This is a genomic window from Pseudomonas sp. P129, assembly GCF_020312195.1.
Classification (GTDB): domain Bacteria; phylum Pseudomonadota; class Gammaproteobacteria; order Pseudomonadales; family Pseudomonadaceae; genus Aquipseudomonas; species Aquipseudomonas fragariae.
Genome location: NZ_JAGPYS010000001.1, coordinates 88,752 through 114,678, shown reverse-complemented (window position 1 = coordinate 114,678; position 25,927 = coordinate 88,752). Strand labels below are relative to the sequence as shown.

Annotated in this window: 31 protein-coding genes and 1 pseudogene; 17 read left to right on the top strand and 15 right to left on the bottom strand. The window is 60.3% G+C overall.

Annotation, left to right across the window (positions count from 1 at the left end):
* The first annotated feature begins 5 nt into the window (after positions 1–5).
* From urtE to ureC, 7 genes are all read left to right on the top strand, one after another.
* On the top strand, positions 6–704 hold the full coding sequence (gene urtE / locus KBY02_RS00655; protein ID WP_024638230.1) for an urea ABC transporter ATP-binding subunit UrtE: 699 nt from the start codon (positions 6–8) through the stop codon (positions 702–704).
* Positions 705–752: 48 nt separating this feature from the next.
* A complete protein-coding gene (locus KBY02_RS00650; protein ID WP_003400270.1) occupies positions 753–1,598 on the top strand; it encodes an urease accessory protein UreD in 846 nt (281 codons plus the stop codon).
* Between the two features lie 302 nt (positions 1,599–1,900).
* Positions 1,901–2,203: an urease subunit gamma gene (gene ureA, locus KBY02_RS00645; RefSeq protein ID WP_003317023.1), complete on the top strand. Its 303-nt coding sequence runs from the start codon at positions 1,901–1,903 to the stop codon at positions 2,201–2,203.
* Between the two features lie 10 nt (positions 2,204–2,213).
* A complete protein-coding gene (locus KBY02_RS00640; RefSeq protein ID WP_024651865.1) occupies positions 2,214–2,771 on the top strand; it encodes a GNAT family N-acetyltransferase in 558 nt (185 codons plus the stop codon).
* 10 nt (positions 2,772–2,781) lie between these two features.
* Complete coding sequence (locus tag KBY02_RS00635) at positions 2,782–3,315, top strand: GNAT family N-acetyltransferase (protein ID WP_225649701.1); 534 nt, start codon at positions 2,782–2,784, stop codon at positions 3,313–3,315.
* Positions 3,312–3,617 carry an urease subunit beta gene (locus KBY02_RS00630; RefSeq protein WP_003391866.1) on the top strand — a complete coding sequence of 102 codons (306 nt, stop codon included), beginning with the start codon at positions 3,312–3,314 and terminating at the stop codon, positions 3,615–3,617. The genes KBY02_RS00635 and KBY02_RS00630 overlap by 4 nt, the downstream gene beginning before the upstream one ends.
* A 147-nt stretch (positions 3,618–3,764) precedes the next feature.
* Positions 3,765–5,465 carry an urease subunit alpha gene (gene ureC, locus KBY02_RS00625; RefSeq protein ID WP_011269033.1) on the top strand — a complete coding sequence of 567 codons (1,701 nt, stop codon included), beginning with the start codon at positions 3,765–3,767 and terminating at the stop codon, positions 5,463–5,465.
* Between the two features lie 51 nt (positions 5,466–5,516).
* Here ureC and KBY02_RS26220 read toward each other — a convergent pair whose 3' ends face one another.
* From KBY02_RS26220 to KBY02_RS00615, 3 genes and pseudogenes are all read right to left on the bottom strand, one after another.
* Positions 5,517–5,690: a thioredoxin family protein gene (locus KBY02_RS26220; RefSeq protein ID WP_308455320.1), complete on the bottom strand. Its 174-nt coding sequence runs from the start codon at positions 5,688–5,690 to the stop codon at positions 5,517–5,519.
* 198 nt (positions 5,691–5,888) lie between these two features.
* Positions 5,889–6,125 (bottom strand): annotated as a pseudogene (locus KBY02_RS26215) (thioredoxin); the annotation flags it as partial.
* 13 nt (positions 6,126–6,138) lie between these two features.
* A complete protein-coding gene (locus KBY02_RS00615; RefSeq protein ID WP_225649700.1) occupies positions 6,139–6,522 on the bottom strand; it encodes a thioredoxin family protein in 384 nt (127 codons plus the stop codon).
* A gap of 158 nt (positions 6,523–6,680) precedes the next feature.
* On the opposite strand from KBY02_RS00615, the gene KBY02_RS00610 reads away from it, so the two are divergent.
* Positions 6,681–7,811, top strand: coding sequence for a sensor histidine kinase (locus tag KBY02_RS00610; RefSeq protein ID WP_024651867.1), 1,131 nt, complete (start codon positions 6,681–6,683; stop codon positions 7,809–7,811).
* 75 nt (positions 7,812–7,886) lie between these two features.
* Here the strand turns inward: KBY02_RS00610 and cbpA are convergent, their stop codons facing one another.
* Positions 7,887–8,831 (bottom strand): curved DNA-binding protein, encoded by a 945-nt coding sequence (gene cbpA / locus KBY02_RS00605; RefSeq protein ID WP_024641205.1) that lies wholly within the window; start codon positions 8,829–8,831, stop codon positions 7,887–7,889.
* A 327-nt stretch (positions 8,832–9,158) separates the two neighbouring features.
* Between cbpA and KBY02_RS00600 the strand changes: the two genes are divergently transcribed.
* Positions 9,159–10,424 (top strand): Hsp70 family protein, encoded by a 1,266-nt coding sequence (locus KBY02_RS00600; protein WP_003400303.1) that lies wholly within the window; start codon positions 9,159–9,161, stop codon positions 10,422–10,424.
* Between the two features lie 277 nt (positions 10,425–10,701).
* Here the strand turns inward: KBY02_RS00600 and KBY02_RS00595 are convergent, their stop codons facing one another.
* Positions 10,702–11,712, bottom strand: coding sequence for an AI-2E family transporter (locus KBY02_RS00595; RefSeq protein WP_003419507.1), 1,011 nt, complete (start codon positions 11,710–11,712; stop codon positions 10,702–10,704).
* Positions 11,713–11,900: 188 nt separating this feature from the next.
* Positions 11,901–12,191 (bottom strand): PsiF family protein, encoded by a 291-nt coding sequence (locus tag KBY02_RS00590; protein WP_003368898.1) that lies wholly within the window; start codon positions 12,189–12,191, stop codon positions 11,901–11,903.
* Positions 12,192–12,343: 152 nt separating this feature from the next.
* Here KBY02_RS00590 and KBY02_RS00585 point away from each other — a divergent pair, with 152 nt between their 5' ends.
* Positions 12,344–13,225: a DMT family transporter gene (locus KBY02_RS00585; protein WP_003400306.1), complete on the top strand. Its 882-nt coding sequence runs from the start codon at positions 12,344–12,346 to the stop codon at positions 13,223–13,225.
* Here KBY02_RS00585 and KBY02_RS00580 read toward each other — a convergent pair.
* Complete coding sequence (locus KBY02_RS00580; RefSeq protein ID WP_003317034.1) at positions 13,222–13,455, bottom strand: hypothetical protein; 234 nt, start codon at positions 13,453–13,455, stop codon at positions 13,222–13,224. The two genes, KBY02_RS00585 and KBY02_RS00580, sit on opposite strands and share 4 nt — an antisense overlap.
* A gap of 308 nt (positions 13,456–13,763) precedes the next feature.
* Between KBY02_RS00580 and osmE the strand changes: the two genes are divergently transcribed.
* Together osmE and KBY02_RS00570 are read left to right on the top strand one after the other, a co-directional pair.
* Entirely contained in the window at positions 13,764–14,102 is a 339-nt protein-coding gene (osmE, locus tag KBY02_RS00575; protein WP_003431761.1) for an osmotically-inducible lipoprotein OsmE, read from the top strand.
* Positions 14,103–14,608: 506 nt separating this feature from the next.
* The gene (locus KBY02_RS00570; RefSeq protein WP_003400308.1) at positions 14,609–15,148 is read left to right on the top strand and encodes a ferritin-like domain-containing protein; all 540 of its coding nucleotides are present in this window, start codon (positions 14,609–14,611) and stop codon (positions 15,146–15,148) included.
* 120 nt (positions 15,149–15,268) lie between these two features.
* Here the strand turns inward: KBY02_RS00570 and KBY02_RS00565 are convergent, their stop codons facing one another.
* A complete protein-coding gene (locus tag KBY02_RS00565; RefSeq protein WP_225649699.1) occupies positions 15,269–17,335 on the bottom strand; it encodes an AsmA family protein in 2,067 nt (688 codons plus the stop codon).
* Between the two features lie 223 nt (positions 17,336–17,558).
* On the opposite strand from KBY02_RS00565, the gene KBY02_RS00560 reads away from it, so the two are divergent.
* The 5 genes from KBY02_RS00560 to KBY02_RS00540 all read left to right on the top strand — a co-directional run bounded on the left by KBY02_RS00560 (position 17,559) and on the right by KBY02_RS00540 (position 20,836).
* Positions 17,559–18,191, top strand: a complete 633-nt coding sequence (locus KBY02_RS00560) for a TetR family transcriptional regulator (protein WP_002555418.1) — start codon at positions 17,559–17,561, stop codon at positions 18,189–18,191.
* A gap of 236 nt (positions 18,192–18,427) precedes the next feature.
* The gene (ureE, locus tag KBY02_RS00555) at positions 18,428–18,928 is read left to right on the top strand and encodes an urease accessory protein UreE (protein ID WP_003347894.1); all 501 of its coding nucleotides are present in this window, start codon (positions 18,428–18,430) and stop codon (positions 18,926–18,928) included.
* The gene (locus tag KBY02_RS00550) at positions 18,925–19,599 is read left to right on the top strand and encodes an urease accessory protein UreF (protein ID WP_011269042.1); all 675 of its coding nucleotides are present in this window, start codon (positions 18,925–18,927) and stop codon (positions 19,597–19,599) included. The genes ureE and KBY02_RS00550 overlap by 4 nt, the downstream gene beginning before the upstream one ends.
* A gap of 21 nt (positions 19,600–19,620) precedes the next feature.
* Entirely contained in the window at positions 19,621–20,238 is a 618-nt protein-coding gene (gene ureG, locus KBY02_RS00545) for an urease accessory protein UreG (protein WP_003368915.1), read from the top strand.
* Between the two features lie 25 nt (positions 20,239–20,263).
* The gene (locus tag KBY02_RS00540) at positions 20,264–20,836 is read left to right on the top strand and encodes a HupE/UreJ family protein (protein ID WP_003368916.1); all 573 of its coding nucleotides are present in this window, start codon (positions 20,264–20,266) and stop codon (positions 20,834–20,836) included.
* Between the two features lie 41 nt (positions 20,837–20,877).
* Here the strand turns inward: KBY02_RS00540 and KBY02_RS00535 are convergent, their stop codons facing one another.
* From KBY02_RS00535 to KBY02_RS00505, 7 genes are all read right to left on the bottom strand, one after another.
* Entirely contained in the window at positions 20,878–21,297 is a 420-nt protein-coding gene (locus tag KBY02_RS00535; protein ID WP_024640907.1) for a hypothetical protein, read from the bottom strand.
* Complete coding sequence (gene ribA, locus KBY02_RS00530) at positions 21,294–21,911, bottom strand: GTP cyclohydrolase II (protein WP_003419520.1); 618 nt, start codon at positions 21,909–21,911, stop codon at positions 21,294–21,296. Before ribA ends, KBY02_RS00535 begins: the two co-directional genes overlap by 4 nt.
* A 133-nt stretch (positions 21,912–22,044) precedes the next feature.
* Positions 22,045–23,010, bottom strand: coding sequence for a thiamine-phosphate kinase (gene thiL / locus KBY02_RS00525; RefSeq protein ID WP_011269044.1), 966 nt, complete (start codon positions 23,008–23,010; stop codon positions 22,045–22,047).
* Between the two features lie 16 nt (positions 23,011–23,026).
* A complete protein-coding gene (nusB, locus tag KBY02_RS00520) occupies positions 23,027–23,524 on the bottom strand; it encodes a transcription antitermination factor NusB (protein WP_011269045.1) in 498 nt (165 codons plus the stop codon).
* Positions 23,521–23,997, bottom strand: coding sequence for a 6,7-dimethyl-8-ribityllumazine synthase (gene ribE, locus KBY02_RS00515; RefSeq protein ID WP_002555427.1), 477 nt, complete (start codon positions 23,995–23,997; stop codon positions 23,521–23,523). The genes nusB and ribE overlap by 4 nt, the downstream gene beginning before the upstream one ends.
* A 129-nt stretch (positions 23,998–24,126) precedes the next feature.
* On the bottom strand, positions 24,127–25,218 hold the full coding sequence (ribBA, locus tag KBY02_RS00510) for a bifunctional 3,4-dihydroxy-2-butanone-4-phosphate synthase/GTP cyclohydrolase II (protein WP_003400327.1): 1,092 nt from the start codon (positions 25,216–25,218) through the stop codon (positions 24,127–24,129).
* Between the two features lie 21 nt (positions 25,219–25,239).
* Positions 25,240–25,902, bottom strand: a complete 663-nt coding sequence (locus KBY02_RS00505; RefSeq protein ID WP_003317049.1) for a riboflavin synthase — start codon at positions 25,900–25,902, stop codon at positions 25,240–25,242.
* Positions 25,903–25,927 lie beyond the last annotated feature (25 nt).

Here is a 25,927-nt window from a genome sequence, read left to right as displayed (position 1 = left end):
CCCTCATGCTCACTGTTAGCCAGCTCCACCAATATTACGGCGGCAGCCACATTCTTCGCGGTCTGTCGTTTGATGTGAAGGTCGGTGAAGTCACCTGCCTGCTGGGCCGCAACGGCGTGGGCAAGACCACACTCTTGCGCGTGCTGATGGGCCTGCTGCCATCGAAGGAAGGTTCGGTGCAATGGGAAGGCAAGACCATCACCCAGTTCAAGACACACCAACGGGTGCATGCAGGGATTGCTTACGTGCCGCAGGGCCGGGAAATATTCGGCCGGCTGACGGTCGAGGAAAATCTGCTGATGGGCCTGTCGCGTTTTCCGGGCGCCGAGGCCAAGGAAGTGCCGGCCTTCATTTACGAGTTGTTCCCGGTGCTGCTGCAAATGAAGCACCGCCGCGGCGGCGATCTGTCCGGTGGTCAGCAGCAGCAACTGGCGATAGGCCGGGCGCTGGCGAGCCGTCCACGCCTGCTGATTCTCGACGAGCCCACCGAGGGTATTCAGCCCTCGGTGATCAAGGAAATCGGCGCGGTCATCAAAAAGCTCGCCGAGCGTGGCGACATGGCGATTCTGCTGGTCGAGCAGTTCTACGACTTCGCCGCGGAACTGGCCGATCAGTACCTGGTGATGTCGCGGGGCGAGATCGTCCAGCAGGGCCGTGGCGAGAACATGGAGAGCGACGGCGTTCGTGGTCTGGTGACCATTTGATGCGTCAATCCGTTATCGTGCAACACTCGACAAGCCAATGAAGACACCATGAACCTGCCTGCCAACACCGCCCTCTTTACCCCCAGCTGGCACGCCGAGCTGGAATTGGGTTACGGCCGTTTTGATGACAGCACACGCCCGACGCTGCGGCGCCACAAAGGACCGCTGCGCGTGCAAAAGCATCTGTACGCCGAAGGCCCGGAGGTGTGCCAGCACATCATCGTTCATCCACCGGGCGGTATCGCCGGGGGAGACCGGCTGGATATCTCGGCCACCGTGGGTGCCGATGCCTGGGCACAGTTGACCAGCCCCGGCGCGGCCAAATGGTATCGCGCCGCCAGCCCGGCCTTTCAGCAACTGGAACTGCACGTCCAGCCCGGCGCGACACTGGAATGGCTGCCGCAGGAAAGCATCGTCTTCAGCAACGCCCAGGCAGAACTGAGCACCCGCATAGAGCTGCACGGTGATGCGAAGCTATGCTACTGGGATGTGGTGGCGCTGGGCCGGCCGGCCAGTGGCGAGCGGTTCGAGCACGGGCAGTTTCAATCGCATCTGGATATCCGTCGCGACGGCACATTGCTCTGGCATGAGCGACAACGCATTATCGGTGGCGACGGGCTGCTGGACTCGCCCATCGGCCTGGACGGCAGAACGGTGTTCGCCACCCTGCTGATGACCGGCGAAGTCGACAGCGAGCTGCTCGAGGCCTGCCGTTCGCTGTCGATGCCCAACCCGGTACGCGGCGATCTGACGCAACTGCCCGGCCTGCTGGTCGCTCGCTGCCTGGCAGACGAAGCACTGCACGCACGGGCCTGGCTGATACAAATCTGGAAATACCTGCGCCCTGCCCTGCTGGGACGCGAGGCGGTAACGCCAAGAATCTGGAACACCTGATTGATGACTGGACGCTCTGCATTCCATGCTACACCCTCGGCGCTGATGCACTCAGCGTGATACATAAGTCCTGAAAAGCCCGAAAATCGGGGCTTTTAGCGCTTCTGCCCGCAGGGCGTGGGAGCGAACCTGTTCGCGAAGACAATGTTTTAGGCGCTGCATTTTCGGCGACTACACCGGCCCCTTCGCGAACAAGTTCGCTCCCACGGCCTTCGGCCAGAACCCAAAACAGACTTATACATAACGATGAGGGCTCAAGCCTGGGAACGATCAACCAACGAATTTGAACAAACGGAAGCCCCATGGACCTGACACCACGCGAAAAAGACAAGCTGCTGATCTTCACCGCCGGACTGGTCGCCGAACGGCGTCTGGCGCGCGGCGTGAAGCTCAACTACCCGGAAGCCATGGCCTATATTTCTGCGGCGCTGCTCGAAGGTGCGCGTGACGGGCAGACCGTCGCTGAGCTCATGCATTACGGCACGACCCTGCTGAGCCGCGATCAGGTCATGGAAGGTATCGCGGAAATGATCCCGGAGATCCAGGTGGAAGCCACCTTCCCGGACGGCACCAAACTCGTCACCGTGCATCAGCCGATTGCCTGAAGGAGTGATCATGCAGGACGTGATTCGCGATGCCCTGCCGGACGATCTGCCGGGCATTCTGGACATCTACAACGATGCAGTGCTCAACACCACGGCTATCTGGAACGAGCAGCCGGTTGATCTGGCCAACCGCCAGGCCTGGTACGCAGCTCGCCAGAGTCAGGGTTATCCGATTCTGGTGGCGGTCGACAACGCCGGCGAAGTGCTCGGCTATTCGTCGTTTGGCGACTGGCGGCCGTTCGAAGGCTTTCGCCATACGGTCGAGCATTCGGTCTACGTGCGCGCCGACCAGCGCGGCAAAGGCCTGGGCCCGCGCCTGATGGACGCCTTGATCGAGCGCGCCCGCGACTGTGACAAGCACATGATGGTCGCGGCCATCGAAAGCGGTAACGCTGCGTCCATCGCCCTGCATGATCGCCTGGGCTTCAAGATTACCGGGCAAATGCCGCAGGTCGGCACCAAGTTCGGCCGCTGGCTGGACCTGACGTTCATGCAGCTCGACCTGTCGCCCGGTGCGCCTGCGCCCGCTTCACAGGCACCCAAGCCCCTCTCACCCAAGCCCCTCTAGAGAGCACGCCATGAACCATGCACAACTGCGACGTGTTACCGCTGAAAGCTTCGCGCATTATCGCCATGGCCTGGCGCAACTGCTGTTCGACACGGTTCACGGCGGCGCATCGGTCGGGTTCATGGCGGACCTGGATATGCAGCAGGCGTATGCCTGGTGCGATAGCCTGAAGGCCGATATCGCCGCAGGCGATCTGCTGCTGTGGGTGGTGGCCGAGGACAGCCATGTGCTGGCCAGTGCGCAACTGTCGCTGTGTCAGAAGCCCAACGGCCTGAACCGCGCCGAAGTGCAAAAACTGATGGTACTGCCGCAAGCCCGAGGTCGCGGTCTGGGCAGGCAACTGATGGAGGAGGTCGAACAGACTGCGGTGAAACACAAGCGTGGGCTGCTGCACCTGGACACCGAAGCAGGCTCGACGGCTGAAGCCTTCTACAGCGCGCTGGCCTACAACCGTGTCGGTGAGCTGCCGGATTATTGCGCCACACCGGACGGTCGCTATCGGCCGACCGTCATTTATTTCAAAACCTTGGGGCAACCGACATGATCCCTGGTCAATACCAGATCCAGCCCGGCGACATCGAACTCAACGCCGGACGCCGCACCCTCAGCCTGACCGTCGCCAACAGCGGCGACCGGCCGATTCAGGTGGGCTCGCATTTCCACTTTTTCGAAACCAACGACGCACTGACCTTCGACCGCGCCGCCAGCCGGGGCATGCGCCTGAACATTCCGGCCGGCACCGCCGTGCGCTTCGAACCGGGCCAGTCCCGCGAAGTCGAGCTGGTCGACCTGGCCGGCTTGCGCAAGGTTTACGGGTTTGCCGGGCGAGTGATGGGGGAGCTTTAGCTTCAAGCTTCAAGCTTCAAGAGAAAAGCATGTGACGACTAAAGACTTGCAGCTTGCAGCTTGCAGCTTGCATCTTTCAGCTTGTCGCTTTGAACACATTACAGTGTGCGGCCTGCAGCTTGCCGCTCTGAATCCGAGGTACGAGAGATGAAGATAAGCCGACAGGCCTACGCAGACATGTTCGGCCCCACCGTCGGCGACAAGGTTCGCCTGGCCGACACCGAGCTGTGGATCGAGGTCGAGAAGGACTTCACCACCTATGGCGAAGAAGTGAAGTTCGGCGGTGGCAAGGTCATTCGTGACGGCATGGGCCAGGGCCAGCTGCTGGCCGCCGAGGTGGTCGACACGCTGATCACCAATGCCCTGATCATCGATCACTGGGGCATCGTCAAGGCCGACGTCGGCATCAAGAACGGGCGTATCGCGGCCATTGGCAAGGCGGGCAACCCGGACATCCAGCCGGACGTGACCATTGCCGTCGGCGCTGCCACCGAGGTCATTGCCGGCGAAGGCATGATCCTCACCGCGGGTGGCGTCGACACGCACATCCACTTCATCTGCCCGCAGCAGATCGAAGAGGCCCTGATGAGCGGCGTGACGACGATGATCGGCGGCGGCACCGGCCCGGCCACGGGCACCAACGCCACCACCGTCACACCCGGCCCGTGGCACATGGCGCGCATGCTCCAGGCCTCGGACTCGTTCCCGATGAACATCGGCTTCACCGGCAAGGGCAACGTCAGCCTGCCCGGCCCGCTGATCGAACAGGTCAAGGCCGGTGCCATCGGCTTGAAACTGCACGAAGACTGGGGTACCACGCCTGCGGCCATCGACAATTGCCTGAGCGTGGCCGACGAATACGACGTGCAGGTCGCGATCCACACCGACACCCTCAACGAGTCGGGTTTTGTCGAGACCACCCTGGCCGCGTTCAAGAACCGCACGATTCACACTTATCACACCGAAGGTGCCGGTGGCGGTCATGCGCCAGACATCATCAAGGCCTGTGGTTCGCCGAACGTGCTGCCGAGCTCGACCAACCCGACGCGCCCGTTCACCCGCAACACCATCGACGAGCACCTGGACATGCTCATGGTCTGCCATCACCTGGACCCGAGCATCGCCGAAGACGTGGCTTTCGCGGAAAGCCGCATCCGTCGCGAGACCATCGCTGCCGAGGATATCCTTCACGACCTGGGCGCCTTTTCCATGCTCAGTTCCGACAGCCAGGCCATGGGCCGGGTTGGCGAAGTGATCATGCGCACCTGGCAAACCGCCGACAAGATGAAGAAACAGCGTGGCCCACTGCCGCAGGATGGCCCGGGCAACGACAATTTCCGCGCCAAGCGTTACATCGCCAAATACACCATCAACCCGGCGATCACCCACGGCATCAGCCATGAAGTGGGCTCGATCGAAGTCGGCAAGTGGGCGGACCTGGTGCTGTGGCGCCCGGCGTTCTTTGGCGTCAAACCGACCCTGATCCTTAAGGGCGGGGCCATCGCTGCCAGCCTGATGGGCGATGCCAACGCTTCGATCCCGACCCCGCAACCGGTTCATTACCGCCCGATGTTCGCAAGCTTCGGCAGTTCACTGCACGCCACCAGCCTGACGTTCATCAGCCAGGCAGCGTTCGACGCAGGCGTACCGGAGTCACTGGGCCTGAAGAAGCAGATCGGTGTCGTCAAAGGCTGCCGCACCGTGCAGAAGAAAGACCTGATCCACAACGATTACCTGCCAGACATCGAAGTCGACCCGCAGACCTATCAGGTCAAGGCCGACGGTGTGCTGCTATGGTGCGAACCTGCCGATGTGCTGCCGATGGCGCAGCGGTATTTTCTGTTTTGAATCAGCAAGGGCCTTCGCTTTCAGAAGGCCCTTCAATATTTATTGCTCGGTTTATTCTTTGAGGCTAAGCAACTCGTTGAGTTTGGCTCTGAACCAGGACTTCAGATGAAAATCAGCGGTTTCCTCAATCTTTTTACCGCTCTTGAAAAAGATGACGGTTGGTGTAACGGTGACATTGTAGTTTTGGGCGGTCGCTGGGCTAGTGTCCACAGGCACACGAAGCATGACGACCCTCCCGGCAAACTCAGGCGCTAGCTCATCGAGAATTGCCCCAGTCCGTGTACTGTTGTTCGCTTCACCGTGGTCATTAACGCCGGGGTTGCTGAATTCCAACACCACCAACGGGCTGATTGCAGTCCATTGGGAACTGAAGTCCGCATCGTTCTTGACGACCCGGACCCGGGCTGCTTTGTTCTGGTAATTCAGAAGTGTTTCTTTAGATTCCAATATTTTCAGCGACTGCAGCGTATCGTTGATAGCGTCCAGTACCCCCAGATCCTGGGGGGTGCCGGTGCCCTGCAATGCTCGCTGCAATGGGAGAAAAACGCTCAGTTTTCCTGTCGCTACGTCGTCGAGCTTGCTGACTTTTCCATCGGCCAGTGTCTGCTGGGCACGCGTTACACGCTCTTCGACAAAAGCTGTGAGTTCTGTGTTCGACATGGTCATTCTCCCATTACGAAGCGGGTAGCAATTCATCCAGGATTTGCGTCATCCGTTCTTTGGTTTGCTGGCCGACAAGGTCTTCCCTTGCTCTTGCGCCAGCCTTGAAGAAAACCATCGTCGGACCATGATTTATCTGATATTGAGTCGAAGTCACCGGGTTCGAAGAGTCATTGAGATCCGAATCCAGTTTGATTTCGACCCTGACCAAGCTGACCTTTCCGGCATATTTCTCTTCCAGCGCGTTAAAAATGGTATCCATTCTGGCGCTGGCGTTATCCTCGCCTCGCTTGTTTACCTTCACTTTCGTCGAGAATTCCACCACCACGAGCCTTTGGTTGCTCGCCTCAATGACATCCTTCTGAAAGGTCGAATCAGTAACTGTCAATACACTCATGCTCAGGGCCTCCATACGATTAACCTGCCGAATGAACATAGGCCCCATAGAAATCAGCGTCTACTGACAGAAATGACAGTAAACACTCTGTTTGTCGTGCTCTGTAAAGGCGATAATATGCGCCATCTTTCGTCACGCTCCTCCAAAGGTAACCGGCCATGCGCCTTTCCGAATTCATCGTTATTCATGTGGATCGCATCGTCGATGAATGGGAAGACTTCGCCAGAACTCTGAAACCGGCGGCAGAAACGATGACCAAGGCCGAGCTGCGGGATCATGCCAGGTCGATTTTGCTCGCCGCTGCGCGGGACATGAAGACCGCGCAGAGCAAAAGCGAGGAGATTGCCAAGGCCAGAGGCGAAGAGCTGAACAAGACGCCAAGCCTGGATGAAGCAGCCAGCAGCCATGGCGAGTTGCGCCATGAGGTCGGTTTTGATCTGGTGCAGATGACGTCGGAGTTTCGCCATCTGCGCGCCAGCGTCATCCGCCTCTGGGTAGAAAGCCTGGCAGCGCCGCAACTGGCTGATTTTCAGGACGTGATTCGCTTCAACGAAGCCATCGACGAGGCGCTTGCCGAATCCACCGCGGCCTATGCGGAACGGGTTGGCCGCTCACGGGATATCTTTCTTGCCATTCTCGGTCACGATCTGCGCGCACCGCTGCAGGCCGTCAGCATGTCCACCGAGTTGCTGGCACGCAAAATAACGCTGGACGAAAAAACCCAGTCCTATGTTTCACGTATCCAGACCAGCACCCGCCATATGGGCTCGATGGTCAGCGATCTGCTGGAGTTCGTACGCAGTCGTCTGGGCGCCGGGCTGCCGGTGGAACGCAAATACATGGACCTGGCCAGCGCCTGCCGCGAGGCGATCGAAGAAGCCTGTGCAGGGCGACCGGACTCTGCTCCGGTGCTGAACGTAGAAGGCAACACCAAGGGCCACTGGGACGCCGGGCGGATCAGCCAGATGCTGCAAAACCTGATCGGCAATGCCCTGCAGCATGGTGCGGCCAGCCACGAGATAACGGTGACAGTCACGGGCGCCGAGAAAGCCGTGATATTGGTGGTACACAACGAAGGCAAACCGATTGCCGAAGACGCTATCGGGACGATTTTCGATCCGCTGGTGCGCAGCACCGAGGAAAACAGCGAAACACGCGGCACGTCGACCAGCCTGGGCCTGGGCCTGTTCATCGTCAAGGAAGTGGTCAACGCCCACGGCGGCAGCATCACTGTGACCTCGACCATTGGTGAGGGCACGACCTTCAATGTGGTGCTGCCGAAAAACTGACCGGGGCTGACTGCCCGCAGATACGGGTGCCGCATCAGCCCAGGCAGAAAAGACCGAGTCGCAAGACTGCTCCGCTCAACCCTTCCACTGCGCACGGGGATCGAACGACGAACTGTCGGCCAGTTTCTGCCAGAGCGCCCGCGTAGCCTCGTCGGTGTGCTTGGGCACGACGATTTTCAACTGCGCATAAAGATCGCCGCGTTCGCCACTCTTGTTCATCAAGCCGTTACCCTTGATCCGCAGACGCTGACCGTTCTGACTGTCCGGGCGGATGGTCAGGTTGAGCCTGCTGGTCAGCGTCGGCACGGCGACCTTGGTGCCCAGCACGGCTTCCCAGGGAGCCAGCGGCACGGTGATGACCAGATCATGGCCTTCGACCTCGAACAGCGGGTGCGGGGCCAGGCGAATGATCAGGTACAAATCGCCATTGGCACCACCGCCTACGCCCGGCGCGCCCTGCCCCTTCAGGCGAATACGCTCGCCATCGACGACGCCCGCCGGAATCTTCACGTTCAGGGTCTTGGTGATATCACTCATGCGCTGCCCGTTGGGGCTGTGCTGCGGCACCTTGAAGCTGACCTGCTTGGATTCCCCCGACAGGGTTTCTTCGAGAAACACCGCCAGTTCCATCTCCACGTCCTGCCCGGTACGCCCCGGGTTGCGGGTACGCCCGCCCTGCTGTGGCCGGCCACCGAAAATGGAGCTGAAAAACTCCGAGAAGTCTGCCGTTTCCTCGAACCCGCCTGCCCCGGCACCTGCGCGGCTTTGCCAGCCCGGCGGAGTCTGGAACGGGCGGCCCTGACGACCGTATTTGCGCAGCTCATCATACTCGGCGCGCTTTTCAGGGCTGCTGAGTACCTCATAGGCTTCGGAAGCTTCCTTGAACTTGTCTTCGGCGCCTGCCTCCTTGCTGACGTCCGGGTGATACTTGCGCGCGAGTTTGCGATAGGCGGTCTTGATCGCCTTGTCGTCCGCAGTCGGCTCCACGGCAAGTATCTTGTAGTAGTCTTTGAAATCCATGTAACGATCACCCATCCGAATTATCCGGCAAAGCCAGATACGCTGGCGTCACGCGCCCAGCTCCCTCTGTCACGAGGCATCTGGATTACCTAACGTCGAAAAATATACAGATAGACCAGCCGCCTTTGCCGGCGGGTCGATAGCTCGACAACATAGTGTCCGACAACAGGGTCTACCGGGAATCCCTACAAGATTGGGGGTAACGGGTCTCAGTTCAAGCCTTGGCCGCAAATACAGCCAGGTAAATATAAGCGACGTGTCGCGCTACGCAATTTGCCCGCGCTGACATAAACTGCGCGGCCGTTTTTTGACTGGAACGTAAAAGACATGAATGACCAATCCCCGGCCCGTGCCTGCGGTATCGATTTCGGCACGTCCAACTCCACTGTCGGCTGGCAACGACCCGGCATGGAATCGTTGATCGCGCTGGAGGACGACAAGATTACCCTGCCTTCGGTGGTGTTCTTCAATATGGAAGAGCGCCGCCCGGTGTATGGCCGCCTGGCGCTGCACGAGTATCTGGAAGGCTATGAAGGCCGCCTGATGCGCTCGCTCAAAAGCCTGCTGGGCTCCAAGCTGATCAAGCATGACACCAGCGTGCTGGGCACAGCGATGCCGTTCAAGGATTTGCTGGCCCTGTTTATCGGCGAGCTGAAAAAGCGCGCGGAGCAAACGGCCGGCCGCGAATTCGAGCAGGTCGTGCTGGGCCGTCCGGTGCATTTTGTCGATGACGACGCACAGGCCGATCAGGAAGCCGAAGACACGCTGGCTGAAGTGGCGCGCAAGATCGGCTTCAAGGACGTGTCCTTCCAGTTCGAGCCCATCGCGGCGGCCTTCGACTACGAGTCCACCATCCAGGACGAAGAACTGGTGCTGATCGTCGACATTGGCGGCGGTACCTCGGACTTTTCGCTGGTGCGTCTGTCGCCCGAGCGACGCCAGCACGATGATCGCCAGCAGGACATCCTCGCCACCGGTGGCGTGCACATCGGCGGGACCGACTTCGACAAGCAGTTGAGCCTGCAAGGCGTGATGCCGCTGTTCGGTTATGGCAGCCGCATGAAAAGCGGTGCGTACATGCCGACCAGCCACCATATGAACCTGGCGACCTGGCACACCATCAACGCCGTGTACTCGCAAAAGTCGCAACTGGCCCTGGGCAGCATGCGCTACGACATCGAAGACACCGGCGGCATCGATCGCCTGTTCAAACTGATCGAACAGCGCGCCGGGCACTGGCTGGCCATGGAAGTGGAAGAAACCAAGATCCAGCTGACCCACGCCGACAGCCGTCACCTGCTCATGGATCGAGTGGAAGCCGGACTGAGCGTGGACCTGAGCCGGGTGATGTTCGAAGCAGCGATCGACGCCCAGCTTGAGCGCGTGCGCAACAGCGTGACGAACTTGCTGAACGATGCGGGAGTGAGTGTCGAACAGGTCAGCACGGTGTTCTTCACCGGCGGTTCAAGCGGCATCCCTGCCCTGCGCAACAGCGTCTCGGACATGCTGCCCAACGCACGCCACGTCGAAGGCAACATCTTCGGCAGCATCGGCAGCGGCCTGGCCATCGAAGCGAAGAAGCGTTACGGCTAGTCATGTGCCTATCGTGGGAATGCCCTTCGTGATGCTCCGCGTCACAGATCGCTGATCTTGTGGGAGCGAGCTTGCTCGCGAAGACGGATTACCTGATCAATGGATGTCCAGCGGCTGCACGGGCCTCTTCGTGAGCAAGCTCACTCCCACGGGCGGGAGTGTTTCGAGCCATGTGGATGCTCTGCAGCACCGCAGACGTAGAGCGTCCAGAACTGCATGCCAACGCGGTGAACTGGCACGATAGGCGTTCTTTCGGACGCCTATCTACTCAAGCGCCCTAGACCAACCCTTCCTTCTGCAACTCGCTCTTCAGGTACGCATAGTAAATCGGCCCTGCGACCACACCCGGCAGGCCGAATGCGGCTTCGAACAGCAGCATCGCCAGCAGCAACTCCCACGACTTGGCATTGATCTGCCCGCCCACGATGCGCGCATTGAGGAAGTACTCGACCTTGTGGATCACGATCAGGTAGCCCAGCGCCGCCAGCGCGACCCAGATCGAGATAGACATGCCGACGATGAAGATCAGCGTGTTTGACATCAGGTTACCCACCACCGGCAACAGGCCGAGCAGGAAGGTCATGATGATCAGGGTCTTGGTCAGCGGCAGGTGAATCCCGCACAACGGCAGCACGACGGCCAGAAACACCGACGTAAACGCGGTGTTGAGCAGGGAAATCTTGATCTGGGCGAAAACGATGTTGCGAAACGCCCGGCTGACCAGGTACAGCCGATCGAACAGTGCGGCTGCCAGCGGCTTGCGCGCATGCACATCGGAGATACGCTGCAAGGCAATGATCGCGCCCAGCACCATGCCGATCAGCATGGTGACGAACATGTGCGCCGCGCCCTTGCCGATCAATTGCAACTCGCCGACGTGTTTCTGCAGCCACTGCCCGAGCGAAACCTGAAACTCCGCGGCGCTGGCAGGCAGATAGGCATCGATAAACGGTGGCAACTGACCACGCGCGCGATCGACCAGGGTCATGAACTTGTCGAGCGAGGCTCCGGGGTTTTCGGCTTCATGCAGCACAAAGCTGATGGCCCCGGCGAAAATCAGCGTCAGCAGGCTGACCACCAGCGTGCCCAGCAGCGCCACAGCCAGCCAGCGCGCCCGTTCGCCGGAGATCAGACGTTGCAGCTTGGGGGTCAACATGTTGACCAGCTCGAACACCAACAGTCCGGCCAGCAGGCTGGGCAATAACTTGAATGGCAACACCAATAACAGACCGCCAAATACAAGAATCCAGCTGGCTATTAACACCTGACGCGCAGAAAACGTTGGCATAGACCCTCAACGGGCAACACAAGGAAGGTGGGCAGTCTGCCAGCCTTCGCAGTCCAGAACCAGTGATCCGAAAGCGCTAAAAAACAAGCCGCAACCATCTGCCCGATGATCGGCTCGAGAACGGCGCGAAAGTGCAGTGTTTACTGCACCCGCGCCGGTTACCTGCAGCAAGGAGGCCGACTGAAAAATTATTTCTTCTTGAGACAATCGCTCATGAAACTCTTGCGCGCGTCACCCTTGAGCGCCTGAGTGCTGGCAGTCGCGTTGCAGGTTTTCATCTTCTCCTGCTGGGTGGCCGCCGGCGGCGGTGCCGCTTTCAGGCAAGTGCTCATGAACGTCTTGCGCTCATCGCCCTTCAGCGACTTCGCGCTGGCGTCGGCATTGCAGGTGGTCATTTTGTTCTGCTGCGCGGTCGCAGCGAAACCCTGGGCAGACAACATCAAGCCTACGAGCAACACAGGAATACCGAGCTTGTTCATCGATCCACTCTCCAGATCCACTGCACCGGGCGGCACAGGCTGAGAGTCAGTGTAGTCAGCGTCTGCGCTCTGTGACGGGACACCGGACATCGCCGCTGGCATTCTCGACAAACAGGCGGATAATTACGCCTCGCTTTAACGATGATCCCCTCATGCAATACGCTTTCCCGCTGATTACCGTCCTTATCTGGGCGATCAACACAGCTGTCACCAAGGCGTCTGCCGGGGTGATCTTTCCGGCTGAAATAGGCTTTTATCGCTGGGCGCTGGCCGGCTTGCTGTTCACGCCGTTCATGCTCGGGCCGGTGTGGGCGAACCGCGCGGCGATCAAACCGGTACTGGGCAAGATCTTCATTCTGGCCGTGCTTGGCACAGCGCTGTATCAGAGCCTGGCGTACTTCGCGGCCAGCCTGACGACGGCCACCAACATGGGGATCATTCAGTCGATGGTGCCGATGATGGCGCTGGGGCTGTCGATAGCCTGCCTCGGCACTCGCCTGACCTCGGGCGCGCTGCTGGGGGCAGTGCTGTCATTCGCGGGGGTGCTGGTTGTGGTCTCGGCGGGCAATCCGGCCAGCCTGATCGAGCAGGGTGTCAATCGAGGCGACGCGATGGTGCTGGTGGCCGCCGCGTCGTATGCGGTCTATAGCACGCTGCTGAAGAAGTGGCAGTTGCGCCTGCCGCCCCTGCAGCTGCTTTACGTACAGATCCTGCTGGCGATTATGGTTTTGCTGCCGCCGTTCATGCTGTCGGCGAAAACCGGCCTGAATGCGAGCAACCTCCCGATGGTGCTGTATGCAGCGATTCCAACGTCGATGCTCGCGCCGTGGTTGTGGATGACCTCGATCATGCGCCTGGGTCCCAGCCGCACAACATTGTTCTTCAACCTGATGCCCATCGCCACGGCCTTGATTGCCGCGGCGACACTGGGCGAACAACTGGCGCTCTATCACCTGTTCGGCGGAGCGCTGACCCTGTGCGGCGTCATCCTCGCGGAACGCTGGACGACGCCGCTGCGGTCAGGTGCGGATTAGACAGTCGCGCTGCCTTCGCTGCCCTCCAGGCTGTGAATCGACACGTCGGTGATGCCGGCGGCAAGCGGCAGGCCGGCTTCACCCATTGGAAGCTCGTCCAGTTCTACGTGATGCTTGAGCGCCAGTTCGTGCACCACTTCAATGATAGGCACGTCCAGATTCTCGATAATGTCTACGTGGTGCTCGCCAAGCAGGGTGTACTCGATCTCATACAGTTCTTTATCGCTCATCGCATCTTCCTGGCCGTCACAGAGGAGCGGCTGATTAACGAACTACGGTCCGACAACCGATGACCGAGCCCAAGGCTGAGCAAAACGCTCAACCATGCCATCAGATTGACCTCGGCCTTTCGGGAACGTGCGAGGAATATTCAAAGCGCTTTTCATGCCCGATCGTCATGGTGTTAGGTCGTTCAGCAGCGGCATCAGGGTGGATGCAAGGTACTGCCTCATCGCCATCTTTTTTTCGAACTCTTGGACCCCTCCCGGCTCCAAGGCATACCGGGCCAAAACCGGCTCTGACATGTGGAGCAACAACGATGTACAAAAAACTCTTCGCGGCGACCTTTGTATTGGCGACGATGGCTGGCTGCAGCAACACAACCGTGCAGAACCCGGTGGACTACGTCACTTATCGCAACGAGCCGCTGGTCAAGCAGGTCGAGAACGGCATGACGCGCCAGCAGGTCCTGACCATCGGCGGTGAACCGTCGAGCACCATCGAGCGCAAGGTCAACCCGGGCACTTGCAACAACTACGTCATGAACAAGGACGGCCACAAACAGGTTTACCACGTCAGCTTCAACAGCGACGGGCGTGTGACCAACAAAGGTTTCATGACTTGCGAACAACGCGAGAAGAACGAAAAAGCGATGTAATCAAAACGCAGGCACAAACAAAAAGCCCGAGGCATGAATGCCTCGGGCTTTTTGTTGAATGCTTTTTTAGGATCTGTACGAAAAGTGGCTGCGCTCGGTGATGCTTCGTTAAAAACAGGCTCGGAATGCTCATTTACAACACGTAGACTCCGCTTCCTCGCCTGTTTTTGCCTCGCCTGACCTTCGCTCGCCGACTTTTCGTACAGAGCCTAGAAAACCAGCTTGAACAGGGCGATAACCACGACCAGGCCGATCAGAAAGATGATGCCAACGGTGCTTCCCAGGAACTTGAGCATTGTGTATCTCCACGATTTATTTGGGTCTCAAGGTTGGGACCGCGAGGCTCAGCACTCGTTTCTTATATTTTTACATTCAGTCACAACCTTGCGCACCGGCGAAAATCCGATAAAACTTTTTCCCTTCTCCAGCACTCACAACCCTTGCTGATCCTGCCGGGCAATACACAGAGCGAGACAGCAAAACCTGATGAGTCCTGGAGATAAATGATGAATTCTGCACCGCAATCACAGCTTTCCGATGTAAATACTCTGCGCCAGCGCGCACGCCAGAACGTTGAGGATGGTGCTGTGACTCAAGGCTACAGCGCTGACCGAGAAACGGTCCTGCGCCTGCTCAATGAATCGCTGGCTACCGAGCTGGTCTGTGTGCTGCGCTACAAGCGCCACTACTACATGGCGTCGGGCCTCAAAGCGAGCGTCGCGGCAGCCGAGTTTCTGGAGCACGCAGAACAGGAAGCGCAGCACGCTGACAAACTGGCCGAGCGTATCGTGCAACTGGGCGGCGAGCCGGAGTTCAACCCGGACACCCTGTCGAAGAACTCCCACGCGCAGTACGTGGCTGGCAACACGCTGAAAGAAATGGTCTACGAAGATCTGGTTGCCGAGCGCATCGCCGTCGACAGCTACCGCGAAATCATTCAATACCTCGGCGACAACGATCCGACGACCCGCCGCATCTTCGAAGAAATCCTTGCTCAGGAAGAAGAGCACGCCGATGACATGGCAGACATTCTGAACGATCTGTAACGCGCGGCAGCAAATGAAAAGCCAGGACCTGTGTCCTGGCTTTTTTTGGTCGGTATTTTCTCAAGCCAGATGCGTGAACATCGTTGCGCACGCACCAGCGTGGGCACGAGAGATGGAGGGTTACTTCACCGTCTTCGGCGCCTTGCCGGTGCGCATCTGCTCCAGCAGCGGGCCACACTGATTGGGCTCGCTGTCACCAGTGGCGACCAGCGCCAGCAAACCGGCAACAGGACCTACGGTTGCACCGAGCAGGACCATGCCGGCTCCGCGCAGCAATAACGGGCCAGACTGCACGCCTGCGTTGGGCCTGGCGAACGGGCCGTTGACGTACAGCGGCGAACGCAGCGAGAACACGCGAAAGCCCTTGGATTCCGGATTGATCTGCAGGTCCAGTTGCTCGGTTTTCAGGTTCGCGGTGCCGTTGATGTAGATAATGGCGTTCTCGGTATCGAAGACAAACAGCCGGCTGGTCGCCAGCCCGTCCTTGATGCCGAAGTTCGAGGCCGCGCAATTGATCTTCACGTCCTTGTCGCCGAACAGCTTGCCGACCACGTAATTGCCCACGTTGAGCCCGGCAATTTCCATCAGGCCACGACTGATTGCACCGTCGTTTACCAGCATCTTCATTTCGCCGTTGGCAGTCCCCAGCAAGGCTGCGACCGAGTTGCCGCGCCCACTGATGTCGGCATCGCCGTTCAGCTCACCGAAGCTGGTTTTCATCGGTTCGAAGGTCGGGAACAGCTGCTTGAGCTTGAAATTACGCGCCGACAGTTTTGCCCGGCCCTGCATCGGTTTGTTTTGCCCGTTCAGGCGAATATCCGCGTCCAGCTTGCCGCCTGCCACACCAAAACGCAGCGGCTCGAGGCTCAACTGACCATCGTCGAGAACCAGATGGGTGTAGAGGTCGGTGAACGGCAGGTCCGGGCTCTGCACGATGCGCTTGCCGGTGAACTCCACGTCGGCGTCCATCGCCCGCCAGCGATCAGTCTGAAACTCTTCTACCGGCAGAACCTTGCCCGAAGGCTGCTTGCTCTCGCCACCGCGCTTTTTCTGCGCAGCATTGGAGTCCGCACCGATCAACGGCGCGAGGTCACTGAACAGCAATTGGTTGGAGACCAGCACGCCACTCAGCTTGGGCCGGGGCTGACTGGCGACGAAGCCCAGGTCGCCGTGGATATCGCTGTTGCCGATCTTGCCGTTGAAGCCTTCGTAACGAAAGTTGGCACCGGCCGCATCGTGCAGTTTGGCGATCAGGCGGCCATCGGTGGAGTACGCCGGAGAATCCGGCAGGGTCACACCCGTCAGCGGGTACAGATTGCTCAGGCTCGCGCCGGAAAGCTTGAGGCGTAGATCCAGCGCGCCCAGGTTCTGTGGATCGGTCAGGGTCCCGGCGATCACCGCATGGGTGTCACCGACTTTCACGTCAGCCTGTACCGGAAACGGCTGACTGGCGTCCTTGAGCGCGAGCAGACCGCCCACCTTGCCGGTGCCGCTCAGTTTCTGACCGTGGTACTGGCCGGTGACCGCCAGACCGAATGCGTAGTCCTGCGGCACTGCGCCCTTTTCCTGAGCCTTTTGCGCTTCCTTGCTGCCGACGATTTCACTGAACGGGACCGGCTTGCCGAGCAGGTCGATCACGACGTCCAGATTGGCGTTGAGTTTCTGGTCGTTGAAGCTCACCAGCCCCTTGTCGAACTTGATCGCACCGATGTCCATCACCCATTTGGAGGGCTCGGCATTCGGGTCGGACTTGGGCAGATCGAAGACCCAGTTGGCGCGACCATCGGCCAGGCGCTCCAGTCTGGCCTCGGGGCCGGTCAGGTCGATACGTGGGATAACCACTTGCTGCGCCAGCAGCGGCAGCAGCGAGAGACGAAATTCGACGTGCTTGAGGGTCACCATCTGCGGGGTCTTCGACCACTCGGGGTTACCCAGGCTCAGGTCGTCGGCGACAAAATGCGGCGACGGCACCCAGGCGCGCCAGCCACCGAGTTCGGGCTCGCGCGTCCAGCGCACATCCAGATCACCATTGATGGCGAACGGACGATGCAGCGCTTCGCTGACTTTCGCGTTGAGGGTGGGTTTGATGCGGTTCCAGTCGAAAGTGACAATCACAATGACCAATATAGCCAGCACCACCAGCAACGTGGCACCTGTCCAGGCGAAAATCTTGCGGCTGCGCGTCATGCGTGACTCTCCAGAAAACAGCGCCCCGACCCTGGCGCGCTGAATACGACATGAATATTCGACTGACAAACGCGCCGAGGGTTTGATTTGAATACGAAAATGCATCGAAGGCCAGCACTCATGCACTATTACTGGTCAAGGAGCCTGACTGAAAACCCTTTCGACGCAGGTAAAGCGCATTTGCTAAAGTGCATCCCAGCCTAATCCAAGAATCGTTTGAGCCATGCTGCCCCGCGCCGAACAGAAACAACAGACCCGAAGAGCCTTGCTCGATGCTGCCCATCAACTGATGGAGAGCGGGCGCGGCTTCGGCAGCCTGAGCCTGCGCGAAGTGGCGCGCACGGCGGGCATCGTACCGACCGGTTTCTACCGGCACTTTGAAGACATGGACCAGCTGGGGCTGGCGCTGGTCAGCGAGGTCGGCCAGACCTTTCGCGAGACCATCCGGCTGGTGCGCCACAACGAATTCGCCATGGGCGGGCTGATTCGTGCGTCGGTGAAGATATTCCTCGAACGCGTGGCGGCCAACCGCTCGCAGTTCCTGTTTCTGGCGCGCGAACAATACGGCGGCTCCTTGAAGGTGCGCCAGGCGCTCGGAGCGCTGCGCGAAGGCATCAGCGCCGACCTTACGGCCGATCTGGCAAAGATGCCCAAATGGCAGCACCTGAACGCCGATGCACTGTCGATCATCGCCGACCTGGTGGTGAAAAGCGTGTTTGCGATGCTGCCGGAACTGATCGACCCGCCCCCCGCCTCACTCGCCCCGCACCTGACCCCTCAGGCGAAGATCACCCAGCAACTGCGCTTCATCTTCATCGGCGCACGGCACTGGCGGGGCCTGGGCAGTCACGATTGAGCGTCAGCACGCTGTACTCCGTCCTGCGGCGTTAACCGTCTCATTATTAACGTTATCTTGACCACCACACTACGCACCAACTTAAAGCACGAACTTGATTGCGCACCATAAAAGATCACTGATAAGCCCGCCAATGCTCGCATCACCTGCCTCTGTCAGCCTTTTCCCTACAAGCTGCACTGTTGGCAAGCCCCTTGCTCTGATTTGAAGCATCGCAATTGGCTGGAAGCTATCTGATGCTGGTGATTCACGACCGAATCGAACCTCAGGCCGAATGGGCCGCCGAGCTGCATTTGAATTTCGAGGCACGCAGCAAAAGTCGACTGCGCTGCTTCAGTGCGGAAAACGAAGACGTTGGCCTGTTTCTGCAACGCGGCCAGTCGCCCCTGCGCGATGGCGAGTTTCTGCAGGCCAAGGACGGCCGTGTCGTGCGTGTCTGCGCACGTCCCGAAAAGCTCATGCACGTCACGTGCAGCAGCACCTTCGAACTGACCCGCGCGGCTTATCACCTTGGCAATCGTCACGTGGCCCTGCAAGTCGGCGACGGCTGGCTGCGCCTGCTCGACGATTACGTGCTCAAGGCGATGCTCGACCAACTGGGCGCTACTGTCGACACCATCGAAGCGCCGTTCCAGCCGGAACATGGCGCCTACGGCGGCGGGCATCATCACTCGCGCGCAGGCGAGGAGGATTTCAACTATCCGCCGCGCATGCACCAGTTCGGCGTGCGCAAGTGAATAGCGCCTGGGCGCTGTTGCGCCTGGCCAGCCCGCAGTTGCCTATCGGTGGCTACAGCTATTCGCAAGGGCTGGAAATGGCAGTGGAGCAATCCATCGTGGTGGACCCGCAGACCGCGGGCCGCTGGATCGGCGATCAACTGCTGCTCAACCTCGCGCGTTTCGAGGCCCCGCTGCTGCTGGCTCATTGCGATGCAGCGGCAGCCGGTGACTGGGGCCAGTTGCTGCAAGTCAGCGAGCAGCATCGCGCCAGCCGCGAGACTCGCGAGCTGCATCTGGAAAGCCGGCAGATGGGCTACTCGCTGAAGCAGTTGCTCAATGGCCTGCCTGAACTGGATCGTGATGCACGGCATTTTCTGCAGCAGACTGCCGAGCCGCACCTGGCCCTTGGCTGGGCGCTGGCCGCACGCGCCTGGCAGATCAGCCCGCAGGATGCGCTGGCCGCCTGGCTATGGAGCTGGCTTGAAAACCAGCTGGCCGTGCTGATGAAAACCCTGCCGCTGGGCCAGCAAGCCGCCCAGCGCCTGACCAGCGAGCTGTTGCCGTTATTGCAGCAGGCGCAGGTCAGTGCCAGCGCACAAGATCCCTGCCATGCCGGCAGCGCAGCCTTCGGTCTGTCCCTGGCGAGCATGGCGCACGAACGTCAATACAGCCGGTTATTCCGGTCCTGATCAGTCCTTATGGAGAACTCAATGAACAGCCAACCTCTGCGTGTCGGAATCGGTGGCCCGGTCGGATCCGGCAAGACGGCGCTGACCCTGGCGCTGTGCCTGGCATTGCGCGACCGCTATAACCTGGCCGTCGTGACCAACGATATCTATACCCGTGAAGACGCCGATTTTCTGGTGCGTAACGAGGCACTGGCACCAGAGCGCATCATCGGCGTTGAAACCGGCGGCTGCCCGCATACCGCCATTCGTGAGGATGCTTCGATCAACTTGGAAGCGGTCGACCAACTAAATCGCCGCTTCGAAGGCCTGGACCTGATCATCGTCGAGTCCGGTGGCGACAACCTTTCCGCGACCTTCAGCCCGGAGCTTTCCGACCTGACCATCTACGTAATCGACGTGTCGGCCGGCGACAAGCTGCCGCGCAAGGGCGGTCCGGGCATCTGCAAGTCCGACCTGCTGGTGATCAACAAGATCGACCTCGCCCCTTTGGTGGGCGCGTCACTGGAGATGATGGACAGCGACACGCGCAGGATGCGTGGCGAAAAGCCGTTCGTGTTCAGCAATCAGAAAACCGGTCAGGGTCTGGAACAGATCATTGCCTTCATTGAGCGCCAGGGCCTGCTGACTGCGGCCGCCTGAATTCACAACCAAAAGGAACCCGTCGATGAATTACAAAAAAGCCCTTGGCGCCCTCGCGCTGTTGCTGGTCCCTACTCTGGCGCTGGCTCACCCCGGTCATGGCGATAACGGCCTGATCGCCGGTATCAGCCACCCGATCGGCGGGCTGGATCATTTGCTGGCAATGCTTGCCGTCGGCTTGTGGGCTGCGCAGCAACAAGGTTCGGCACGCTGGGCGCTGCCGTGCACCTTCGTCGGCACCATGCTGATCGGCGGCATGCTGGGCTTTGAAGGTCTGAACCTGCCAGCGCTGGAAAGCGGCATTGCAGCATCGGTACTGGCTCTGGGCCTGGCCGTGGCATTGGCAGTACGTCCGCCACTGGCATTGGCGGTAGCCGCAACAGCCCTGTTCGCCTTGTTCCACGGCGTGGCGCATGGCCTTGAACTGCCGGAAATGTCCAGCCCATGGGCCTACGCAGCAGGTTTCGTTGCAGCGACCGCGGCCTTGCATGCGCTGGGTTATGCAGTGGTTCGCGTGTTGCCGCAGGCGGCAGCACCGCTGGTGCGTATCGCCGGTGCAGCTTCTGCGGCAGCGGGAGTATGGTTGCTGGCAGCCTGAGGGAGTTTCGCGCTGCTCGTGTCCGCTTCAGCTGGGCATGATCAGCGTGAAAGCACAGGAATGCGGTACAGGTAGAGCAGCACTGCGCTGGCAAACGCCAGCAGGCAGACCGGCAACGGATGCAGACCGAACAGCACCGCGATGGCGGCGATCCAGGCAGGCAACCCGGCGGCCAGAAAGGCCAGGCGGCGGATGGCAGCGAGTTTCAGCCATGCTGCCGGCTCCTCGGGGGTATCGAGTGCAGCCTGGGTGACGGCCAACGCGCGCTTGTACGCGCCGAAGGGTTTCAGGCTGACGAACATCGAGCCTATCCCGGCGATGAACAGCGGGAGCGCCAACACCGGAATGAGCGGCTCGCTGGCACCGAAAAAGACACAGACCACCAGCAATGGCGCCAGGGTCAGGCCCAGTTGACGCCACCATTGCATCTCCAGCTTTTGACGAACCTCGCTGCGTGTCACGCGGGACCGACCTCGCTTTGATGTTCGTTACCCATCATGTGCCCCAGCTTGCCCGCCTTGGTCGCCAGATAAAGGCGGTTGTGCGGGTTTTGCCCGGTGTGCAGCGGCACGCGCTCAGCGACCCTGATGCCCATCTCGGTCAAGGCTTTGACCTTGCGCGGGTTGTTGGTCATAAGCCGTAGCGACTGCACGCCCAGATGCTGAAGCATCGGCAGGCAGATCGCGTAGTCACGCTGATCGGCAGCAAAGCCCAGACGCTCGTTGGCTTCAACCGTATCGGCACCGCCATCCTGCAGCTCGTAGGCGCGGATCTTGTTCATCAGACCGATACCGCGCCCTTCCTGGCGCAAATACAACAGTACGCCCCGCCCTTCGGTGGCGATGGCGCGCAGGGCAGCCTCCAGTTGAGAGCCGCAATCGCAACGCTGACTGAACAGGGCGTCGCCGGTCAGGCATTCGGAATGTACGCGACCCAGAACCGGCTCACCGTCCGCCACATCGCCCAGACTCAGGACGACATGTTCACGGCCGGTTGCCGACTCGATAAAGCCGTGCATGGCAAACTCTGCAAAGGGAGTGGGCAGTTTGGAAGCGGCGACAAAGACGACGGGCACCGTGTGCTCCTGATCAGTATGAAGACTGGAAATTCGCAAGATTTGCATTGTAACAGCAGGTTCCTGCAGACGCTCAGGGTGAATTCTCGGGCATTTAGATCATAAAGTTCGATAGATAGAAGCGCTCATCCGCTCACTGCTCACCGCCAAAATGCTGGTAGCCACGCGTGTCGGGTGTGACGTCTTGCCCCGTGTCGTCGACAAGCACGACGCCTTGCCCCTGCTCTACCCGGCCAATGACATGCACCGGCCAGCCTTCTTTCAGCAGAACCGGCAGATGTTCGGAGGGCAGGGTGAAGGCCAGGATGTAATCATCACCACCGCTCAGCGCGGCCTGTCGGGCAGAGGGCAGATCGAACAAGGTCAGCAATGGGTCGGACATCGGCAGCCGGTCGCGCTCGACCACCAGACGCACACCCGACGCGCGAGCGATATGTCCGCAGTCGGCCAGCAGCCCATCGGAGATGTCCAGCGCCGACGTCGCCCTGCCGCGCAAGGCCTGGCCCAGCGCCAGTTGCGGTTGGGGCGACCAGTAGCGGGCCAGCAATGCTTCGGCGATCGAGGGTTCGGCGCTGCGCTGCTTCAATACCAGCGGCAATGCACCGGCGCCATCACCCAGCGTGCCGCCGACACACAGCAGGTCACCCGCCTCGGCACCCGCGCGGGTCAGGGCTGATCCGGCCGGCACAGCGCCAAACACTGTCAGGGTCAGGCTCAAGGGACCGCGCGTGGTATCACCACCGATCAGACGCAGCGAACAGCCTTGCGCCATCTGGTTCAGGCCGCGAGCGAAGGTCTGCAGCCAGTCGGCATCGACCTGCGGCAGGGTCAGGGCAAGGGTGAACGCGACAGGCCTGGCGCCCATGGCCGCCAGGTCACTGGCAGACACTGCCAGCGCACGCTGGCCAAGCAGAAAGGGGTCGCAGACATCAGGAAAATGCACCCCGGCAACCAGGGTGTCGGTCGAGATCGCCAACTGCTCGCCGGGCGTCAACGCCAGCAGCGCGCAGTCATCGCCGATCCCCAGGGCAACTTCCTCGCCCGCCTGCGCACAGGGCGCGGCGGCGAAGTAATTGCGGATCAGCTCGAACTCTCCCATGAAGGTCAGGCGCGAATCAGCGCTTGTGGGCCTTCACTTCGACTTCACGCAGGCGCGGTGCCAGCTTGTCCAGCACGCCATTGACGAACTTGTGGCCGTCAGTGGAGCCGTAGACTTTCGCCAGCTCGATGCCTTCGTTGATCACCACGCGGTAAGGCACGTCGATGCGCTTGAGCAGTTCGAAGGTGGACAGGCGCAATATCGCCAGCTCAATCGGATCGAGTTCTTCGATGGTCAGGTCAAGGCAAGGCTTCAGAGCGGTGTCGATCTCGGTCTGGTTGGTTGCCACGCCGTGTAACAACTCACGGAAGTAAGTGCCGTCAACGTTACTGAAGTCATTATCGACACGGAACTGGGCTTCGATTTCGTTCAGCGCGTGGCCAGCCATGTGCCGTTGGTACAGGGCCTGAGTTGCCATCTGACGCGCTTCGCGACGTTTGGCGCTCTTGCCCTTGGCGATTTCCGGCGATTTGGCGTCGCGCGGGTTGAACTGGTCGGTATCGTCGGAAATCACTTGGCCTCCAACTGCGACAGCAGGCTGACCATTTCGATGGCGGACAGGGCAGCTTCAGCGCCCTTGTTGCCGGCCTTGGTGCCGGAGCGCTCGATGGCCTGCTCGATGGAATCGACAGTCAATACGCCGAAAGCGACCGGCACGCCGAACTCCATGGACACCTGGGACAAGCCCTTGACGCACTCGCCTGCCACGTATTCGAAGTGCGGAGTACCGCCACGGATCACTGCACCCAGTGCGACGATGGCCGCGAACTCGCTGCGTTGGGCAACTTTCTGCACAACCAGTGGAATCTCGAACGCACCCGGCGCACGGATGATGGTGATGTCGCTTTCGCTCACACCATGGCGTACCAGCGCATCAACGGCACCGCTAACCAGGCTTTCCACGACGAAGCTGTTGAAACGGCCAACTACCAAGGCATAGCGGCCTTGGGGGGCGATGAAGGTACCTTCGATGGTCTTCAAGGTCATTCGGTGAGTCTCGTATTAAAGAGCAAGCCCGCCTTGGGGCGGACTTTGAGGGATATTAGGCCACGAATCATGCCTGTCAGGCCAAAACCTGCGAAAAACCATCTTTCACACGCCCCGACCTGCCGGTATTTATTCGGAGGGCACGTATTCTACAACTTCCAGATCGAAACCGGATATCGCATTGAACTTCATCGGCGAACTCATCAGGCGCATTTTGCGCACGCCAAGGTCACGAAGGATCTGCGAACCGGCACCGACCGTGCTGTACGTAGTCGGCGTCTTGATCGGTTGCTGACCGGCGGTTTCGCGAATATGAGCCAGCAAGACATCGCCATCCAGCGGGTGACCGAGCAGCAGCACCACACCGCTGCCCGCCTCGTTAACCGCGCGCATGGCGGCGCGCAGGCTCCAGCGGCCGGGCTGGTTGACCATCAACAGGTCACGCAGCGGGTCCATGTTATGCACGCGAACCAGCGTGGGCTCTTCGGCGCAGATGGTGCCCAGGGTCAACGCCAGATGCACGTCGCCCTCGACCGAATCGCGGTAGGTCACCAGGTTGAAACTGCCCAGTTCGCTGTCCATCGGCTGCTCGGCAATCCGCTGAACGGTACGTTCGTGGATCATCCGGTAGTGAATCAAGTCGGCGATGGTGCCGATCTTGATGTCATGTTGCAGGGCAAATGCTTCGAGTTCGGCGCGACGCGACATGGTGCCGTCGTCGTTCATGACTTCGCAGATCAGGCCCGTCGGCTCGAAACCGGCCATGCGCGCCAGGTCGCAGGCCGCTTCGGTATGACCGGCGCGCGCCAGGGTGCCGCCCGCCTGAGCCATGAGCGGGAAGATATGCCCAGGGCTGACGATGTCTTCGGCCTTGGCGTCCTTGGCAGCGGCGGCCTGCACCGTGCGTGCACGGTCGGCTGCCGAGATGCCGGTGGTCACGCCTTCGGCGGCTTCGATGGAAACGGTGAACTTGGTGCCGAAACCCGAACCGTTGCGCGCTGCCATCAGCGGCAGCTTGAGGGTTTCGCAGCGCTCGCGAGTCATCGGCATGCAGATCAGACCACGGGCGAAACGCGCCATGAAGTTGATGTGCTCGGGCTTCACGCATTCGGCGGCCATGATCAGGTCGCCTTCGTTTTCGCGGTCTTCGTCATCCATGAGGATGACCATCTTGCCCTGGCGAATGTCTTCGACCAGTTCTTCGATACTGTTGAGCGCCACGCGGCACCCCCTTCAATCAATTCAGGATTTGAGGTAGCCGTTCTCGGCCAGGAAGCTTTCGGTGATCGTGCCGTGGCCCGGCTCGGCGGCCTTGTCACCCAGCAGCAGGCGCTCCAGATAACGCGCCAGCAGATCGACTTCCAGGTTGACCTTACGGCCGGGCTGGTAGTCGGCCATGATCGTTTCGCTCCAGGTATGAGGCACGATGGTCAGTTCAAACTCCGCGCCGTTGACCGAATTGACGGTCAGGCTGGTGCCGTCGACCGTGATCGAGCCTTTGTGGGCGATGTATTTGGCCAGTTCACGTGGCGCACGCACCGTGAACTGAATGGCACGGGCGTTATCCGCACGGGCAACGATTTCGCCGACGCCGTCGACATGGCCGCTGACCAGATGGCCGCCCAGACGTGTGGTCGGGGTCAGGGCCTTTTCCAGGTTGACCCGGCTGCCGCTCTTCAGGTCGACAAAGGCGGTGACGGTCAGAGTCTCGCGGCTGACGTCAGCCCAGAAGCCATCACCGGGCAATTCGACGGCGGTCAGGCATACGCCATTGACGGCAATGCTGTCGCCGAGTTTGACGTCGGTCAGGTCAAGCTTGCCGGTTTCCACGTAAACGCGGACGTCGCCGCCTTTGGGAGTCAGGGCGCGGATGCTGCCAATGGATTCGATAATGCCGGTAAACATGGGTCCTCCGGGAGAACAAGGGCTG

Coding starts and splice junctions, on each gene's coding strand:
- urtE (WP_024638230.1), top strand. CDS start 6: ATGCTCACTGTTAGCCAGCTCCACCAATATTACGGCGGCAGCCACATT.
- KBY02_RS00650 (WP_003400270.1), top strand. CDS start 753: ATGAACCTGCCTGCCAACACCGCCCTCTTTACCCCCAGCTGGCACGCC.
- ureA (WP_003317023.1), top strand. CDS start 1,901: ATGGACCTGACACCACGCGAAAAAGACAAGCTGCTGATCTTCACCGCC.
- KBY02_RS00640 (WP_024651865.1), top strand. CDS start 2,214: ATGCAGGACGTGATTCGCGATGCCCTGCCGGACGATCTGCCGGGCATT.
- KBY02_RS00635 (WP_225649701.1), top strand. CDS start 2,782: ATGAACCATGCACAACTGCGACGTGTTACCGCTGAAAGCTTCGCGCAT.
- KBY02_RS00630 (WP_003391866.1), top strand. CDS start 3,312: ATGATCCCTGGTCAATACCAGATCCAGCCCGGCGACATCGAACTCAAC.
- ureC (WP_011269033.1), top strand. CDS start 3,765: ATGAAGATAAGCCGACAGGCCTACGCAGACATGTTCGGCCCCACCGTC.
- KBY02_RS26220 (WP_308455320.1), bottom strand. CDS start 5,690: ATGCTTCGTGTGCCTGTGGACACTAGCCCAGCGACCGCCCAAAACTAC.
- KBY02_RS00615 (WP_225649700.1), bottom strand. CDS start 6,522: ATGAGTGTATTGACAGTTACTGATTCGACCTTTCAGAAGGATGTCATT.
- KBY02_RS00610 (WP_024651867.1), top strand. CDS start 6,681: ATGCGCCTTTCCGAATTCATCGTTATTCATGTGGATCGCATCGTCGAT.
- cbpA (WP_024641205.1), bottom strand. CDS start 8,831: ATGGATTTCAAAGACTACTACAAGATACTTGCCGTGGAGCCGACTGCG.
- KBY02_RS00600 (WP_003400303.1), top strand. CDS start 9,159: ATGAATGACCAATCCCCGGCCCGTGCCTGCGGTATCGATTTCGGCACG.
- KBY02_RS00595 (WP_003419507.1), bottom strand. CDS start 11,712: ATGCCAACGTTTTCTGCGCGTCAGGTGTTAATAGCCAGCTGGATTCTT.
- KBY02_RS00590 (WP_003368898.1), bottom strand. CDS start 12,191: ATGAACAAGCTCGGTATTCCTGTGTTGCTCGTAGGCTTGATGTTGTCT.
- KBY02_RS00585 (WP_003400306.1), top strand. CDS start 12,344: ATGCAATACGCTTTCCCGCTGATTACCGTCCTTATCTGGGCGATCAAC.
- KBY02_RS00580 (WP_003317034.1), bottom strand. CDS start 13,455: ATGAGCGATAAAGAACTGTATGAGATCGAGTACACCCTGCTTGGCGAG.
- osmE (WP_003431761.1), top strand. CDS start 13,764: ATGTACAAAAAACTCTTCGCGGCGACCTTTGTATTGGCGACGATGGCT.
- KBY02_RS00570 (WP_003400308.1), top strand. CDS start 14,609: ATGAATTCTGCACCGCAATCACAGCTTTCCGATGTAAATACTCTGCGC.
- KBY02_RS00565 (WP_225649699.1), bottom strand. CDS start 17,335: ATGACGCGCAGCCGCAAGATTTTCGCCTGGACAGGTGCCACGTTGCTG.
- KBY02_RS00560 (WP_002555418.1), top strand. CDS start 17,559: ATGCTGCCCCGCGCCGAACAGAAACAACAGACCCGAAGAGCCTTGCTC.
- ureE (WP_003347894.1), top strand. CDS start 18,428: ATGCTGGTGATTCACGACCGAATCGAACCTCAGGCCGAATGGGCCGCC.
- ureG (WP_003368915.1), top strand. CDS start 19,621: ATGAACAGCCAACCTCTGCGTGTCGGAATCGGTGGCCCGGTCGGATCC.
- KBY02_RS00540 (WP_003368916.1), top strand. CDS start 20,264: ATGAATTACAAAAAAGCCCTTGGCGCCCTCGCGCTGTTGCTGGTCCCT.
- thiL (WP_011269044.1), bottom strand. CDS start 23,010: ATGGGAGAGTTCGAGCTGATCCGCAATTACTTCGCCGCCGCGCCCTGT.
- ribE (WP_002555427.1), bottom strand. CDS start 23,997: ATGACCTTGAAGACCATCGAAGGTACCTTCATCGCCCCCCAAGGCCGC.
- KBY02_RS00505 (WP_003317049.1), bottom strand. CDS start 25,902: ATGTTTACCGGCATTATCGAATCCATTGGCAGCATCCGCGCCCTGACT.